Source organism: Streptosporangium sp. NPDC000396 (assembly GCF_042898655.1).
Taxonomy (GTDB): Bacteria; Actinomycetota; Actinomycetes; order Streptosporangiales; family Streptosporangiaceae; genus Streptosporangium.
Window position 1 is genome coordinate 34593 of sequence record NZ_JBIAZA010000004.1, and the last position, 15498, is coordinate 50090.

Below are 15498 nucleotides of genomic sequence, written 5' to 3' on the forward strand. Positions count from 1 at the left end.
GGGAGGGCGAGCGGATGGCGTCAGGTCGGCTCCCGGTGGCGGGGCTGGTGGGCTCTGTACTCCTGGGCACGGACGGCGAGTTCCCGGAAGAACACCGGTGGTGGTGTGACCTGGCCTTCGTGCCCGATCGGGGAGGGTGCCAGTGGTATGAGCAGGTCGGTGTTGGGTGAGTGCAACCACAGGGCGGTCTGGTAGAGCTCGGGGATTTGCAGGAGCCGGAGGTCGAACCCGGCCTTTTCGAGCTGTGGCAGGGCCCGTGCGGCTCTGACCGCGGTCGCGGTGGCTCCGACGGATGAGCTTCTGTAGAACGTTGGCGGGAAGGTGCGGTCCGGTGTTTCGGCGACTTCGGCGCCGGCGAGCACATTGCCGCCGGACTCCAGCAGGAATCGCCAGCCCACCGGCTGCGCCACTTCCAGGCCGCCGCCAGCCTCGATGTCTTTGACGAGCAGGGCGAACACCCGGTGTGGGGTGGACACCTCCACGTCATCCGGGGAGACCTCGCCCAGCAGTTTCGGGCCCTCTCCGCCGGCTCTGGCGATGAGGCCGAGCTGGGACCGTGTTTCGTCCCGAATCCGTCCCGGCGGTTCAGGCATGTTCAACGGCATCGCATGCTCCCTGAGGCTAGTTTCGCCGAGTCTTGAAGGTCCTGTTCCAGGTGCCGTTCGGGCCGCCCGGGTAGCCGCCGAAGAGCGTCTCCCATGCGACCCACATGATGGGATCGTTCTCCTGGCCCGCGTATGTCCCGTGAGTACCCTCCCACGGGTCATGCACCCATACGTGCACCAGTTCACCGGTCTCCGGACGGTAGCTGTAGCCCCAGATGTTGACGATGTGGCCGGAGAGGCCGCCACCCCAGCCGATGTTCATCATGATCGGGCGTCCGGCGTCTATCTCCGCCTTGACCTCGTTCTTCGTCAACGTCGGGAACCTTCTGATCTGCACCCACCCGGGTGCCTCCACCCAGTCGGCGTAATTCCTGGAATCTTCGGGGGCCGGGATGTAAACCCCGGCTTGCTGCAGCGGGCCGGCATCCGGCCACCAGCCCTGGTTGCAGTCCCCGCGTAACGCGCCATCCGGGCAGCACTGGAACGGCTGCTGGTTGGCGAGCCGGGAGTCCTTCCTGTTGAGGACCGCGGTGGCGAATCCGCACTGGGTCCATGCCTGGGCGTTGGCGTAGAAGTTCGCGATGCTGACCGTTGTCGCGTTCCAACACCAGTATGTCTTTTCCTGGTATTGACGCCAGCGCCAGTATGTCGAGCCGAGACTCTTGACCATAACGCTCTCGTCTGGTTGTGACATGCGACGTCATCCCTTCGCTATGCCGGTCACGTCGCCGTCGTCTCCTTGGACAAACCCCATCGTTGCGCCTCCTCGCCGGGGCCCGGGAGGGCCCACGCCGCTGACGTTAAGAGATCACGACTTCGCTAACAATGATCACAACCTGTCAGGTTGGACCGAAATGGACAGAGTGGGCTCGCATTTCCATTGCGGGCCGCCCCCATTACGTCTCCGTCTTCCGCTCGGCCACGACCAGCAGCGCCCCGCACGGCCTCGTCTCCTCGGCGCAAACCCGCGAGGTCCGGGTCGTCGAAAGCACTCAAGCCTCGGCCTGGTCGCATGGGGGAGATCGCATCGCTCTGCCACTCCCGTCTCATCAGCCTCCGAAGCGGAGTGCCGTAATCGTCACCATCCCGTGGCCTCATCCGGCCACCGGTACAGCAGCTGTGACAGCTTGGCCGGGCGATAGCATCCGATTCAGTTCTTAGATAACCGTTGTTATCTGGCAAGATGGCGATCACCGGCAGGGCGCGAGCAGGGCGGCCGTCGCCCGGCGCGCCTACCGCGGCGACCTGATCGCCTTCGCCGCCCACCACGGCGAAGAACTCGCCGAGCTGACCGCCGCGCCGGTCCGCGCCTTCCTGGCCGAGCTCGCCGACCTGTCGCCGGCCAGCCGCAAGCGCAAGCGCGCCGCCGTCGCCTCCTTCGCCAAGTGGGCCGTCCGCCACGACCTGCTGGACGCCAACCCGATGGACCGCATCGACACGGTCAAGGTCCCGAAGGCCCTGCCGCGCCCTGCCGCGGCCGCCGACGTGACCAAGGTGCTGGCGGTGATTTGCACGCGGCGGCCGCGCAAAGATCTGCCGCTGGACCGGCTGCGCGACCGGGTGCTGTTCGAGACCGCCTACGTGTGCGGCGCCCGTGCCGCCGAGGTGTGCGGTCTGTATGTGGAGGACCTGGACCTGCGCCTGGACGACGAACACGTCCGCGTCCACGGCAAGGGCGGCAGCGTGCGCACCGTGCTGCTGGACGACCGCGGCTACGTCGCCCTGCTCAAGCTCTACCTGGCCCGCGCCGGCTACTCCGCCGGGCCGCTGTTCCGCGCCTCCATCAACGGCCGCGGGGGGGCCGCTGTCGTATGACGCCGCCCACCATCGCTGGCAGAGCTACTGCGCGCAGGCCGGCGTCGAGATCGACATCCACCAGCTGCGTCACGCCCACGCCACCGAGCTCATCAACGTCGGCGTCTCCATCGAGGCCGTGCGCCGCCGCCTCGGACACGCCTCCACCGAGACCACGCGGCTGTACGCGCTGCTGGACGACAAGGCCGCCGACGCCGAGATTCGCTCCGCCCGTCGACACCGAGACCGGTCGGCTCGCTGATCGTCTCAGAAGCGGAAGTGTGAGGCCGTTCTCCTGTTGGTGAGGTCCGGCATGCTGGATCGAACCCATCCGCGCGGCGAAGCGAGGCACCATGGCGTTGGACTTCGACACCCGTTCCGCTCCTCGGCGGCCCGCCGATCTCGTGACCCTGGCTGAGGCCGTTTTCGAGGCCAGCATCGCCGACGAGTTCACGTGGCTGGAGTGGAAGTCCACCCTCGACCTGGCCAGCAAGCACGGCTGTCACCACATCGCTCGCGCCATCATCGGTTTCGCCAACCGCATGCCGGACGAGGCTGCCCGTTTCACGGAGGGGTGCGCCTACGTCGTTGTGGGTATCGAGCCGAACAGTCTTGCCGGGATCACGCCCATCGACGTGGTCGATCTGGACAAGGGACTCACTCCCTACTTGGGCACTCCCGGCCCGCGCTGGCGCCCGACGTATGTGACCGTCACCCTGCCCTCGGGATCGGCTCAGGTTCTCATCGTCGAGGTCGAGGCACCTCGGTGGGGAGATCCGATCTTCTGCATGCACAAGGAACTCGAAGGAGTTGCTGAGGGCACCATTTTCGTGCGCGGGCCCGGCGTCACTCGGCGGGCGACAGCACGCGACCTGGCGGCCCTGGAGGCGCGAGTGCGGCGGGGAGCACAGCAGATCGAGGCCGAGGTGCTCCTGCGCGCGGGAGCACCCGTGCGTCCGATCGATTCAAGTGAGGATGCCGTGGGGCAATGGCTCCAGCAGGAGGAGCGAGCAGTGATGGCGTCGCTGCTGCGCTGGGAGCGAGAACAGCGGAGGCAAAACGACCCGGCCGCCGAATACGCCGCCCTACAGGCCCGCACGCGGGCGTTAGGCCAGTCGCTACGCCCAGGGGTGATGCGAGAGATCCCAGAAGACCGCTCTCCCCAGGAGTACCGCGAGCAGGTCGCCGGCTACTTGGAACGCTGCGCCGACAGTTGGGCGCAGGCGCTCGCGCCGGGTGCGGCGGCGCACGTGACGCCCATCGAGCTGGAGCTGCACAACCTGCTGGCGGCCAACCTGGCCGAGGTCGAGGTACGCCTGTACGTGCCCGGCGATGTCCAAGCTGTCCGACCGCGTCCTGCGGAACTCATCGTGGCCAACGAGAACTTCGTCCCGCTGCCTGCCCGGCCACGCCCCTTTGGCCCCCGTCAAGCTTCTGTCTTCGACGAGAGCCTCTACAGCGCCGCGCGCACGTCCGGGTTCTCGATGATGACCAGTAGGCCGACGTGTCCTGCTGTGCCCCGCATCGAGAACGGTGGCTCGGTCACCATCACTTTCCCACCGGTGCACCTGCGCCCAGACCAGCGTGTACGGCTGGATCCGATCGTGCTGGTCGTCGATGCTCCCGCGCCTTCCATCGTGTTGGCGGAATGGTGGGCCACCTCGACCAGCATGAACGGCACTGCCTACGGTCAGCTGCCCATTCCCATCGCCAGCGATCCTCTACCGCTCGCCGTGGTGCTGACCGAACCCGACACCTGGCGTAAGCGCAGAGACAACGCCGAGTAGGTCAGCCCGACTCGGCCGCTTGGCCCGGAGAGTTTCTCATTCGCCTGACCGCGGTGACATGCCTTGCTACGTTCCGGTCCGGGCACCTTGAGACATCTCCCTCGCAGCGGGAGGCCGATCATGCCGAGAGCCGATCGTGAGCGGCGTCAGGCCGCCGTCGAACGGCTGCGTCAGTTGCGTGCCAACGGCGATCTCACCGCCGCCCATGTGCGCCTGGCGGCCGCCGGTCTCGGGCTGAGTGAGCGCAGCGTGTGGCGGATGCTGGGCAGCGAAGACGGCGCTACCTGCCGTCCCGGTCCCTCGCCCTACGAACTGTCGGAGACCGACCGGGAGGCCTACGCGCACTACGGCGCGAACATCGCCGCCGTGCACCGGGCTCGCGCCGCCGTTCTGGACGGTCGCACCAGCGCGGCCGGCGTGCCGATCCCGGAGTTCCTGTGTCAGGGCTGGGCGGGAGCCGAGCCGGTCACGCTGCGCACGCTGCAGCGGGCCTTCACCCGGGCGCTGTCGCCCGCCGAGCGGGCCGGCTGGAGCTCCGGCGAGCAGGCCCGGCGCGAGGCCGGCGTCTACCTGGTGCGCCCGGCCGCGCACCGCAACCAGGTCTGGGAGGCCGACCATAAGAAGCTGCCGATCCTGGTGCTGCCGCCGCGCGGCCCGGCGGTGTGTCCGTGGCTGACCACGATCGTCGACGACGGTACCCGCGCCCTGCTCGGGTGGGCGCTCGCGCTGACGCCGCACGCCGGTACGGTGCTGACCGCGTTGCGGATGGCGCTGGTCTGCGATGCCGAGCGCGGGCCCTTCGGCGCGATCCCGGCCTTGGTGCGCATCGACCGCGGGCTGGAGTTCGCCGCCGCCCCGGTGCGGGAGGCGCTGGCCGCGTTGTGCGTCGAGGTGCTGCGGTTGCCGGCCCGTCAGCCGCACCGCAAGGGCAAGATCGAACGCCTGCACCGCACCATCGACCAGACGCTGCTGTCCGGGCTGCCCGGCTTCACCGAAGGCCCGCGCGACGTGGCCGGCAAGCTGTACGGGCCGCTGGACGACCGAGCCGCCGCCCGCGCGGCCGCGACCGATCAGGCGGTGCAGCCGATGCGCATCGAACGCTTCGCCGCCCACTTCGCCTCCTGGGTGGCCTGGTACAACACCGAATGACCACACACCGCGCTGGATGGGCGCACCCCGTTGCAGGCGTGGAACGACGATCCATCCGCGCTGGCTCGCATCGGCGCCGAGCGGTTGCGCCATCTGCTGCTGGCTGGCATCGAGCGCACCATCGGCAAGGACGGCGTGCGCCTGCACGGCCTGGCCTACGTCGCTCCCGAACTGCAGGGCCGCCGCGGCCAGCAGGTGCAGGTGCGCTACATGCCGCACGACGACCGCTTCATCGAGGTCTACCTCGACGGCGAGCACCTGTGCACCGCGCACCCGCAAGGCCAGCTGAGCGAGGAACAGGTCGAGGCCTTCCGCGAACACGCCCGCCAGGAGACCAAACGGCTGAACCGGCAACGCCGCCAGGCCAGTGCCCGCACCCGCGCCGCTGTCCGACGACCAGCGTGAGCCAGCCCAGGCACGGCTGCTGCCCGCCGCGGTGCTGACCGACCAGGCCCGCCGCCGCGCCGACAGCGAGCTCACCCGCCGCTCGCGCAGCGACCTGCTCGGGCTGCGCCCGGCCCGGGCCATCCCGCCGAAGGAGACGCCCTGATGCCCGCCCACTTCCTCGGCCTGCAGGGCGCCGCCACCCTGGACACCGCGCAGTTCCAGCTCACCGGCCGCATCATCGACGACCTCATCGACTACTCGGCCACCGGCGTCATCCACGGCCCGGCCGGCGTCGGCAAGACCTTCGCCGTCGACGCGCATCTGGAACGGCTGCGCGAAGACGGCGAGCACCGCGTCATCACCTGCTCGCTGGCCTTCCCGTCCAAGCCCACCATGCGCCGGGTGGCCGCCGAGCTGTTCACCGCGCTGACCGGCGGCGCGCCGCCGCGCTCGCACAGCCGCTTCCACCTCATCGCCCACCTGGTCGGCCTGCTGACCGGCCCCCGCCGGCTGGTGTGCATCGATGAGGCCCAGCGCCTCAACAGCGACTGCATCGAACTGCTGCGCCACCTGCACGACCACCACGACACCCGCTTCGCGCTGCTGTACGTCGGCGGCGACGGCTGCTGGGAGGTGCTCTCGCGCGAGCCGATGCTGCGCTCGCGCGTCTTCCGCCGCCTGCCGTTCAAGGTACTGCCCGCCGCCCAGGTCCCCGAGCTGATGCGCGGCTACCACCCGATCTACGCCGACGCCGACGACAAGCTGCTGCTCGACATCAACGACTTCTACGCCCACGGCACCCTGCGCGACTGGGCGGCCTTCACTCACACCGCAGCCGAGCTGTGCCGCCAGGCTGGCCGCGACCACCTGGACGAGGCGGTGCTGGCCAACGCCTACACCCTGCTCGGCGGCGGCCTGGATGACTGACCGCCGCCTGTGGCCCCACCCGCAGCCCATCATCGTCGACAACCGCCATCACCTCCGGGCCACTCAGCACTACCTGCACCGCCTCGGCACCCTTCACGCCACGAACACCCCCTGCCCGCGCCTGCTGGTCCGTCCCACGCCCGGCGGCGGCGACGAGCTCACCCTGGGGCTGGACATCCTGGCCGCGCTCGGCAAGAACCCCGAAGGACTGCGCCACGACAAGATCGGCGGCACCGGATGGGAGCTGACCCGCGCCTGGCTGACCGCCACCGGCATCACCGATCTGCTCATCGACCGCGCCCACACCCTGCCCTCCGACCGCATCGCCGACCTGATCACCCTGTCCGACGAGCTCGGCATATGGCTGTGGCTGATCTGGAGCGGCGACGAGCACCTTGTCCCGGCGATGAAACTCATCGTCGAGGCCGGTCATCCCGATCAGGTGATCCGCCCGCAGGACCTGCCCGACGTGCTGCCGCTCCCACGAGTTGCCCGGCCCGAGCATCGCGAGCCCTGGCCAGCCCTACCGGCCGCCGACTTCACCACCTTCCGCGCCGCCTGCCGCCGCCACCTGTCCCCGCGCGCCTTCGCCCGCGCCGACGAGCACTACCGCGCCGCCGTCGGACGCGTCCACGTCTGGATGGCCGATCACGATCCCCGACTGGACGACTGGCTCGCCCTGCCCTCCCCGCCGCTGACCGACGTCGCCACCGACCTGACCGGCTGGCTGCGCGACACCCACCTCGGACCGGCGACCGAACCCGCCCTGGCGCTCATCGTGCTGCGCGCCACCCAAGCCGCGCTGTTCCGGCACGCCATCTTCCTGCGCTGGAACCCGGCCACCCTCGGCCCTGCCCCCGCCGCCCGGCTGCCCGGCGACCTCACCCCGGCCCGGGCCCGCGACCTGGCCGCGCTGGCCCCCACCGACCACGTCGCGGCCACCGCGCTGTCGCTGCACCTGAACCTGCCGCCCACCCACTTCGGCTGCTTCCGCCACGGCGACCTCGCCGCCGACGCCTCCCTCCTGACCGCGCCCCCACCGCACAGCCACCCGCCACCACCGCAGGCCAAACTCTTCTACGCGCCTAACGGCGCACTCACCCCGCTCTCCGTCGCCGAGGGCGAACTGGCCTGCTGCCAAGGCCCGATCCTCATCCCGCCGCACGCCCGGCACCTGCTCGCCGCCCACCAGGCCCTGCGACGCCACCAGAACGCCGACGCCGACGAGCCGCTCTTCCTCAACGACCACGACCCTGCCCGTACCCCCGCCACCGTCTTGCTGCAACGGACCATCCGCACCTGTGACCGGCTCAACCTCAACCCGCCGTGGCTGCATCGAGGTCCCTGCAAGTACGGCGCCGACGTCGGCCTCGCCCCGCGCTCCTACGGCTGGCTGCACGAACGCGCTCTGGTCCTGCGCCAGCTCGACCGCGACCTCATCGCCCGGCTGACCTTCCCACCCGTGGGGCGACCCGCATGAACCGCCGGGCGTTCCTGCAACGCGTCGAGCAAGCCGGCCTGTCGCTGTGGGAACTGGGCGACCTGCTCGGCATCCACCCGCACCACTTGCACACCAGCGACGTCCCCGGCCTGACAGCACTTCCCGTCCGGGTCATCATCGACCTTGCCCGCCGTCTTGATCTGCACCCCGCCGATCTCATCGAGGAACTCGATCCGCCCACACCCGCCCGGAGCACCACCACGGCCGACACAACAGCCGACACTGCCCGGCCCAACCTCGACATCGACGCGCTGACCGTGCTCACCGCGCTGGCCACCACCAGTAGCCCGCTCACCGCAGATGAACTCGCCGCAGCACTGCGATGGACGCTCGATGAAGTCACCACGGCGCTGGGCCACGCGCACGCCCATCCCGCACTTGCCGGCCCGGTCGCGCTCCGCCGCGTCCCCCCGGATGGCTGGACCATCTCCGCCCGTCTGGACGTGCTCACCGACGGCCAGCGCCGAGCCCTGGCCGACAACGTCCGCTACCGCGCCCCACTCACCGACGAAGAAGCCAACATCTTGCTGGCCGCTAGCGTCCTTCGCGGCCACGGTGAATATGGCAGCTGGCGCCAGGATCACCTTGACGCCGAACAAGCACTCAAGGACAGCGGCCTGCTCCACAGCCAGAACGGCCCGCACCGCGTCAGCTTGGACGACGATGTTCGTTTCAGTCTCGACCATCGGCCCAGTGTGCCGGCCGACGCACCGCGAGCTGGCTTCCAGGCTCCGCGCCGCCCGGATTCCCCTCCGGAAGCGCAGTGACTGAGTGTCACCCTCCCTGACATCAACTTGTCGTGAGCCACTGCCAAGAACCTGTCGTTTCCACTGACAGAAACTCGTCGCTCAACACAGGGCAGGAAACCCCGGTTCCCCCGATGCTGCAGTGGTCACCGGGGTTCGGGAGGCTGCCACGGTCCGGACAAGGGATCACCTGATCGACTCCCACCTTCGGCTTCAGGTGTCGGTGTCTTTCGGGTGCCGGGGGGAGGCGTAGACGATCCAGACAGTACGAGTGGCGTCATCGATGACATAGCGGACACGCCCGCCACTGGTGACCTCGAACTCCCACTGCTCCAGGTCCCTGCCGTTGTGACGATGAGTCGCGAGGTCGCCGCGTAGGCGATGTTGCCGCTCGTGATCCGCCCGTGAGCGCGGGTCAGCGCGCAGCGCCTCGAAACATCGGCGTGTGTTGCCCAGGGCGTGACGGCACAGTTCCTCTCACCCTCTGACCGCGTCGCCGGCACCGAACCGGATGTCCCATTGGTCATCCGGAGGCGGGACCGTGACTCGGTCACCGCGCTTTGGGCTCACGCTGAAACCTCTACCGGCCCGTAGTCGCCGCTTGTGGCCTTGCGAGCCTGGGCATAATGGGCGGGGTCGGCCTTGATCCGAGCGGTCGCCCGCCAGCCTGCGATGACTTCCTGCGTGGTGACATCGACATCGAGTTCTGCGGCGTCAGAGAGCGCCTCCACCAGTTCGAGGGTGAAGGCGCGTAGTTCGGCGGAGGTGAGGTGGCGCACCCAGGGGAAGACTTCGGGCATGGCGATGACCAGCGTGCGGGCGGTCGGATCGTGCTTGATGAGCGCGAGGAACAGGCGGGATGCCGTAGCCAGCGTCTGCTCGCGCCGATCCTCACGATCAACGGCGGTCAGGTAGAAGTCCGGGGCATCGCGATGAGTGACGCGTACTCGTCCGAGGCGCGCGGCGCGTTCGGCGACGGCTCGGGGGTTTCTCGACAGGTCCGAGAAGGTGACGGCGTCGGCATTGCTGGTGCTCACCCCGCCATCGTAAGTCAGAACACATTCTGAAGTTAGCGAACCGGGGAAGGAGCGTCACACGATCGCCCGTCGGCAAGCAGGCCGAACCGAGCTGCCGAACGACTTTCAGCGCGAAGGACGGCCGTGAATCGTGCAGCAGCCCTTAGAAGGTCGCCCTGAACCAGTTCCCCTCGATGAAGGAGCGACGACGAAGCCACGCAAACAGGTACGGCTCATCCCCAGGAGACGGGGGCGAGCCGTACCGGTGAAATCGGCGCTACTCCTCAGTCGGGACCAGGCCCGTCTGGCAGGCGCCCCACCCCGATGGGTCACCTAACTTGACGTTGGTGCCGCCGATGCCGCAGTAGCCGCTGCGGCCTGAGAATCGGCTCGCTGCTCTTCGCCGTTGGCATGGTTCACGAAGAGCAGCGTGTAGTGCGGCGGCCGTCACGTGTTAAAAGACTCAGCCCGTGTAGTCGGTGGTATGGGTCTCAGAGCCGGTCGGCCACAGATATTTGCCATGGTCGGCGGTCGAATATTCGTGGTTGCCATCTCCTGGACGGACTTGGATGAGATTGCGGCGCCAGGTGGAGCCGCGGGCCTTCCCACCCCAGAGGTTGCCGTACAGGAAGCCGTACAACTGCTCGAGTTCCGCCGAGAAGACGTTGTCGGTCACGGTGATGTTCCTGGCGTTGTTGACGACGCCTATGGAAATCGCGTAACCCCAGCCGGAGACATAGTTGTTCGTGAACTTGATGTTCTTGTATACGCCGTCGCCCTGCAGCGCCAGGGCATTGGTGTTGCCCAACGAGGCCAGGGTGTTGTGGTGGACGATCATCGGACCGCCGTCGCCCTCGCTCTGCGGACCGATGCCGTCGTGATGGTAGACGTCACGCGCCGTATCGGCCATGTCATGGATGTAGTTGTTCGTCCAGGTCGACGGACGGCCGGGGAAGCCCGTCACCATCTCCAAACCCGCGTTGCCCCAGATGTCATTGTGGTCCATGACGGCCACGGCTTCCTTCATCGTCGTCATCAACTGCCATGACTTGTTGAAGGGCGTACCGGGCTTGGAATGAGATGACGAGACGGTGCCGTCGTTGCCGGGAGGCCTCGAGTAGGAACTCGGCTTGAACGTCGAGTAGAGGAACTTGATGTTGGTGTCCGAGTAGATCTGGACGAGGTTGTCGTTGGGAATCGTGCCCTCGAACAAGCAGCCGACGAATGTGAGATTGTCGCCGTAGATGGATACCTTCAGAGCCCGGAAGCGCTTGAAGGAGATGACGCTGTTGTCGGGGAACTCGAGCCTCAGCGGCTTGGCCGCGCTCATGTTCTTCGCGTAGTCGGTGAGCTTGCCCGGGTACGCGCCCAAGCCCAGGCCTCCGGCGTTGGCCGGCGTTCTGGTGTAACCGGTGTTCGAGAAGTCCGGCCAGTATCCGGAACCGTCGTTAGGCCTGGCCTTGAGAGCCGCACTGGGCTTCGCCGGGTCAGGCGTAGGGGACGGGCTGCTGGTCTTCGCCGGAGTAGGCGTAGGAGATGCGCTGCTGGTCTTCGCCGGGTCAGGCGTAGGGGCTGCGCTGCTGGCGGTGGCACTTGAGGGCAGTGCGGATATGAGGAATGCGAGAGCAACGCCGGCGGCGACGCCACTCCGGAAGAGGGGACGGACGAGCGGAAAGCGGAGGCGGTCGTGCATGCCTCGGCGATGTAACGTCTTGATTTTTTGCTCCGATACAGTCGGTGATGAGCTCATGCTGTCCAGCCGACAGAATGAGCTGTTACCTGTTGAGGTCGAGGCCCTGTGCGATCCGGGAGGATCACGCGTGAGGTGTGCGTGACAGATCTCAGTCGTCACCTGCACCCCTCGGATGATCAGCTGTGGGGGCGATGCGGTAGGCGCGGATCACTGTCTGTTCCACAACCTTGCCTACGGTGTTCGCGGACTTGGCCCGCAGGGACACGCAGCCGTCGCCGTCGGGGCATTAGAGATGATCGCGAAATAGTCGATCTTCGCTGTGGTCCTCATCGGCCACCTGTCGGCTGGAGCGGCTGACAACATAGGCCCGTAAGGATTGTTGGCATTCGTCGTATGTGCAGGTGAGCCGTTGCGCATCATCCGGCACGACCGCACTCCTTTCATCCCAGAGGTTCCTTTGACACCGGGTAGTGGTCTGGGGCGCCCTAGTGTCACAGGCAATTTCTGATGACCCACACGGCGCAGGATGCAGCTCGCCCGTCGGGGGGTTCGGGTTCATACCCGGACCTGCTTGCCCTCGTCCGCTACGTCCTCCACGGCCAGCGGCGATGATCCCGAACAATACACCCACAAGATCGTTGACACCATGCATGGCCAAGCGTGACCCTATGAGGGCTCACCGGGGTTGAGACAGCGGCGTTCCACTGACCTACTTCCGGCGGCGTCTGGCCCGCTCGAGTGACCCGAACTGGATCTTCGCCCGGGTCAAGCAGGTGATCGCGGCCACCGGGCGCAACCTCACCGTCCACCCGCATCACGACCTGCTGAGTGCCGCCCGGCGCCAGGCCGCCACCGATCCGGCCTGGCAGGCCGACTACCGCCGCTGGCGGCCACCGGTCGAACGCGGAGTGGCCTGGCGCCCGGCGCCGTGCCCCCGAGTCTCCGGCCCTCGGCCCAGGGGCTCTTTCCGAGGCCCAGAGGGCTCTTGGCTCTCTACGCGGTCCTGCCCCAGACGGGTGTGTACGGCGCGATGCGGTCGAGCTGGGCGAGGAGGTGTTCCGCCGTCGCGGCGGCGCGGACGCGCATAGCCGGGGTGCGGGCGTTGATCCGTTCCCTGTGCGCGGGCCGTTCGTCCCACACCCGGTCGACCTCCGCCAGCAGCGGACCCGCGGCCTCTCTGACGACGCCGCTGAGGGCCGGCGCTCCCAGCTGCTGGGCGAAGTCGAAGACCTTCCCGGCGTAGGGCAGCGGCAGCAGCGGCACGCCCTGCAACGCGGCGAAGATGAGGAAGTGCAGCCGCATGCCGACCACGAGGTCCAGGTGTCGCACCAGGCCGAGGAGCTGGCGTGGCCGGTAGTGGCCGTGCAGCACGCGGCAACGGTCGGCGGAGTTCATGTGGGACAGCACCGCGTGCGAGTGCCGGATGTCGTCGCGTTCCATCGGGACGAAGACGATGTAGGCGTCGAGCCGGCGGACCAGGAAGTCGCCGACGTGTGCGAGCAGTTCGTGATAGCCCTGCACGTCCAGGTGCTCGGCGGCGCGGCCGGGCTCGCGCACGCTCATGCCGACCAGCCGCACGCTCTCGGGCACTCCCTCGGCGCGCAGCAGGTCCTGGCCGAACTCCTCTTCTTCGAGAAGCAGTGCGGGGTCGGCGGTGACGGTGATCGCGTTCATCACCCCGACCTCCTCCAGCACGAGTCTGGACTCCTCGTCGCGAACGGTGATCTTGGCGGCGGCCGTGAGCGTGTCCCGCGTCATCGAGCAGTCCAGCCGGTCGGTGAGGGGCCCCGCGCCCAGCGCGTAGGTGAAGACGGGGACGTTCTGCTCCTGGGCGAGCCGGACCACTCGCAGGTACCGGCGGGCCTCGGTGTCGTAGAGGATGCCGCCTCCGCCGAGGATCAGGATGTCGAGGCGGCTGATGATCTGGGAGACGGGCTCGCGGCTCATGCCCTCCCATCCGACGACCTCGACGCCTTCGTGGTGGACGCGGGTGTGGTCCGGTGAGCGGGAGAACACCACTGTCATGGCGTCGGGGCGTCCCTGCCGGATGCTGTTCAGAATGCTGGTGAGGATGGCTTCGTCCCCTACGTTGCGGCCGCCGTACGAACCCAGGAGTCCGATGGTTGGCCCGCGCGCTCTGTCCATATTTGTTCCTTTTCTCCCTTTTTGGGTATTCGGTACCCGGCGAGATGCCCGGCTACGCCCCGCCCGCCGGCCCGGTTGTGTGCGGGCCCGGTCGCGAGGGGATGGTGAACCGTGAGGTGCGGGGGAGTGGGACCCTTGACGGATGGGTGAGTTGAAAAGCCGCTGGGCGGAGATCGCGGGCGGGAACTCCGGGGATCGGTACGCGGCGCGGTTCGCCGAGCTGGCCGCCTCCGGGAAGGACGTGCACGGAGAGGCGAGGTTCTGCGCGGGGCTGCTGCCCGCGGGGACGCGGGTGCTGGACGCCGGATGCGGAACCGGGCGGGTGGCGATCCGGCTGGCGGAGCTCGGGTACGACTGCGTGGGCGTCGATCTGGACGAGTCGATGCTGGCGGTGGCCAGGCGGGCGGCGCCGGAGCTGACCTGGACGCTGGCCGACCTGAGCGGCCTCGACCTGGCGGACATGGAGCCCTTCGACCTCGTCGTCGCCGCCGGGAACGTCATCCCCCTGCTCGCTCCCGGGACCGAGGCCCAGGCCATCGCCAGGCTCACGGCGGTGCTGCGGCCCGGTGGCCTGCTGGTGGCCGGGTTCGGGCTGGACGCCGGGCACCTCCCGCTCGCCTCCGCCACGGTCGGCCTGACCGACTACGACATGTGGTGCGCGGCCTCCGGGCTGGTCCTGGAGCGGCGCCTGGCGACCTGGGACGGCGACCCCTACGACGGAGGCGGATACGCGGTCAGCGTCCACCGGCTGGCGGCGGACGGCGGGACTCGGGAACGGTAGTAACTTCGATCCATGCGACTGGGTGTTCTCGACATTGGTTCCAACACGGTGCATTTACTGGTGGTGGACGCACACCGGGGAGCTCGGCCGCTGCCGGCGTACTCCCACAAGGCGGAATTGAGGCTCGCCGAGCACATGGAGGACGGTGAGCGGCTCTCCGAGAAGGGGGCGGCGCGCCTGCGGGAGTTCGTCGAGGAGGCCCTGCACGTCGCCGAGGACAAAGGCGTAGAAGACCTCATGGCGTTCGCGACCTCGGCCCTCAGAGAGGCCGTCAACGGCGAGGAGGTGCTCGGGCGGCTCAGGACCGGCGCCGGGGTCGACATCGAGGTGCTGTCGGGCCAGGACGAGGCGCGGCTGACGTTCCTGGCCGTGCGGCGGTGGTTCGGCTGGTCGTCGGGGCGGCTGCTGGTGCTGGACATCGGCGGGGGTTCACTGGAGATCGCCTCGGGGATCGACGAGCAGCCGGACGTGGCCGTGTCGTTGCCGCTGGGGGCCGGGCGGCTCACCCGCGGTTTCTTCACCGCCGACCCGCCCACGGCCGACGAGGTGCGGGTGCTGCGCAGGCACGTGCGCGCGGAGATCGCCCGCACTGTGGGTGACGTGGCGCGGTACGGCCAGGCCAACCACGCCGTGGCGACCTCCAAGACGTTCAGGCAGCTCGCGAGGATCACCGGCGCCGCGCCCTCAAGTGAGGGGCCGAACGTCCGCCGGGTGCTCAGGCACGCCGACCTGGTCAGGTGGACCGGCCGGTTGACCACGATGGGCCTGCGGGAGCGGGCGGAACTGCCCGGGGTGTCGGAGGGGCGGGCGCCGCAGCTCCTGGCCGGGGCGATCGTCGCGGACGCCACGATGGACCTGCTCGGGGTGGGCGAGTTGGAACTGTGTCCGTGGGCGCTGCGTGAGGGCGTCATACTGCGACGGCTGGACGCCATGCCGGAAAGCTGAGGTTTGCCTCGCCCCTGACCGG

At 68.5% G+C, this 15498-nt stretch carries 16 protein-coding genes and 1 pseudogene; 12 read left to right on the forward strand and 5 right to left on the reverse strand.

Annotated features, from left to right (window positions below):
• Positions 1-20: 20 nt before the first annotated feature.
• Both ACFY2X_RS07475 and ACFY2X_RS07480 read right to left on the reverse strand, forming a co-directional pair.
• Positions 21-605, reverse strand: a complete 585-nt coding sequence (locus tag ACFY2X_RS07475) for a hypothetical protein (RefSeq protein ID WP_389933794.1) — start codon at positions 603-605, stop codon at positions 21-23.
• Between the two features lie 16 nt (positions 606-621).
• Positions 622-1299, reverse strand: a complete 678-nt coding sequence (locus ACFY2X_RS07480) for a C39 family peptidase (protein ID WP_389933797.1) — start codon at positions 1297-1299, stop codon at positions 622-624.
• Positions 1300-1853: 554 nt separating this feature from the next.
• Between ACFY2X_RS07480 and ACFY2X_RS07485 the strand changes: the two are divergent.
• The 10 genes and pseudogenes from ACFY2X_RS07485 to ACFY2X_RS07530 all read left to right on the forward strand — a co-directional run.
• Positions 1854-1943: pseudogene (locus ACFY2X_RS07485) on the forward strand (hypothetical protein); the annotation flags it as partial.
• Positions 1944-2027: 84 nt separating this feature from the next.
• Positions 2028-2420, forward strand: coding sequence for a tyrosine-type recombinase/integrase (locus tag ACFY2X_RS07490; RefSeq protein WP_389933800.1), 393 nt, complete (start codon positions 2028-2030; stop codon positions 2418-2420).
• Positions 2410-2661 carry a tyrosine-type recombinase/integrase gene (locus ACFY2X_RS07495; RefSeq protein WP_389934778.1) on the forward strand — a complete coding sequence of 84 codons (252 nt, stop codon included), beginning with the start codon at positions 2410-2412 and terminating at the stop codon, positions 2659-2661. Before ACFY2X_RS07490 ends, ACFY2X_RS07495 begins: the two co-directional genes overlap by 11 nt.
• A gap of 91 nt (positions 2662-2752) precedes the next feature.
• Positions 2753-4186, forward strand: a complete 1434-nt coding sequence (locus tag ACFY2X_RS07500) for a hypothetical protein (protein WP_389933802.1) — start codon at positions 2753-2755, stop codon at positions 4184-4186.
• Between the two features lie 120 nt (positions 4187-4306).
• The gene (locus ACFY2X_RS07505) at positions 4307-5335 is read left to right on the forward strand and encodes a hypothetical protein (RefSeq protein WP_389933805.1); all 1029 of its coding nucleotides are present in this window, start codon (positions 4307-4309) and stop codon (positions 5333-5335) included.
• Between the two features lie 30 nt (positions 5336-5365).
• Complete coding sequence (locus ACFY2X_RS07510; RefSeq protein WP_389933808.1) at positions 5366-5740, forward strand: Mu transposase C-terminal domain-containing protein; 375 nt, start codon at positions 5366-5368, stop codon at positions 5738-5740.
• A complete protein-coding gene (locus ACFY2X_RS07515) occupies positions 5703-5885 on the forward strand; it encodes a hypothetical protein (protein WP_389933811.1) in 183 nt (60 codons plus the stop codon). The genes ACFY2X_RS07510 and ACFY2X_RS07515 overlap by 38 nt, the downstream gene beginning before the upstream one ends.
• Positions 5885-6649: an AAA family ATPase gene (locus ACFY2X_RS07520; protein ID WP_389933814.1), complete on the forward strand. Its 765-nt coding sequence runs from the start codon at positions 5885-5887 to the stop codon at positions 6647-6649. Before ACFY2X_RS07515 ends, ACFY2X_RS07520 begins: the two co-directional genes overlap by 1 nt.
• Positions 6642-8129, forward strand: a complete 1488-nt coding sequence (locus ACFY2X_RS07525; RefSeq protein WP_389933817.1) for a hypothetical protein — start codon at positions 6642-6644, stop codon at positions 8127-8129. The genes ACFY2X_RS07520 and ACFY2X_RS07525 overlap by 8 nt, the downstream gene beginning before the upstream one ends.
• On the forward strand, positions 8126-8917 hold the full coding sequence (locus ACFY2X_RS07530) for a hypothetical protein (RefSeq protein WP_389933820.1): 792 nt from the start codon (positions 8126-8128) through the stop codon (positions 8915-8917). The genes ACFY2X_RS07525 and ACFY2X_RS07530 overlap by 4 nt, the downstream gene beginning before the upstream one ends.
• A 545-nt stretch (positions 8918-9462) precedes the next feature.
• Here the strand turns inward: ACFY2X_RS07530 and ACFY2X_RS07535 are convergent.
• From ACFY2X_RS07535 to ACFY2X_RS07545, 3 genes are all read right to left on the reverse strand, one after another.
• Positions 9463-9933 (reverse strand): hypothetical protein, encoded by a 471-nt coding sequence (locus ACFY2X_RS07535; protein ID WP_389933823.1) that lies wholly within the window; start codon positions 9931-9933, stop codon positions 9463-9465.
• A 442-nt stretch (positions 9934-10375) separates the two neighbouring features.
• Positions 10376-11605 carry a hypothetical protein gene (locus ACFY2X_RS07540; RefSeq protein ID WP_389933825.1) on the reverse strand — a complete coding sequence of 410 codons (1230 nt, stop codon included), beginning with the start codon at positions 11603-11605 and terminating at the stop codon, positions 10376-10378.
• A 993-nt stretch (positions 11606-12598) separates the two neighbouring features.
• The gene (locus ACFY2X_RS07545; protein ID WP_389933828.1) at positions 12599-13750 is read right to left on the reverse strand and encodes a polysaccharide pyruvyl transferase family protein; all 1152 of its coding nucleotides are present in this window, start codon (positions 13748-13750) and stop codon (positions 12599-12601) included.
• A gap of 142 nt (positions 13751-13892) precedes the next feature.
• On the opposite strand from ACFY2X_RS07545, the gene ACFY2X_RS07550 reads away from it, so the two are divergent.
• Together ACFY2X_RS07550 and ACFY2X_RS07555 are read left to right on the forward strand one after the other, a co-directional pair.
• Positions 13893-14531, forward strand: coding sequence for a class I SAM-dependent methyltransferase (locus tag ACFY2X_RS07550; protein ID WP_389933830.1), 639 nt, complete (start codon positions 13893-13895; stop codon positions 14529-14531).
• Positions 14532-14543: 12 nt separating this feature from the next.
• Positions 14544-15476, forward strand: coding sequence for a Ppx/GppA family phosphatase (locus ACFY2X_RS07555; RefSeq protein WP_389933833.1), 933 nt, complete (start codon positions 14544-14546; stop codon positions 15474-15476).
• The last annotated feature ends 22 nt before the right edge of the window (positions 15477-15498 follow it).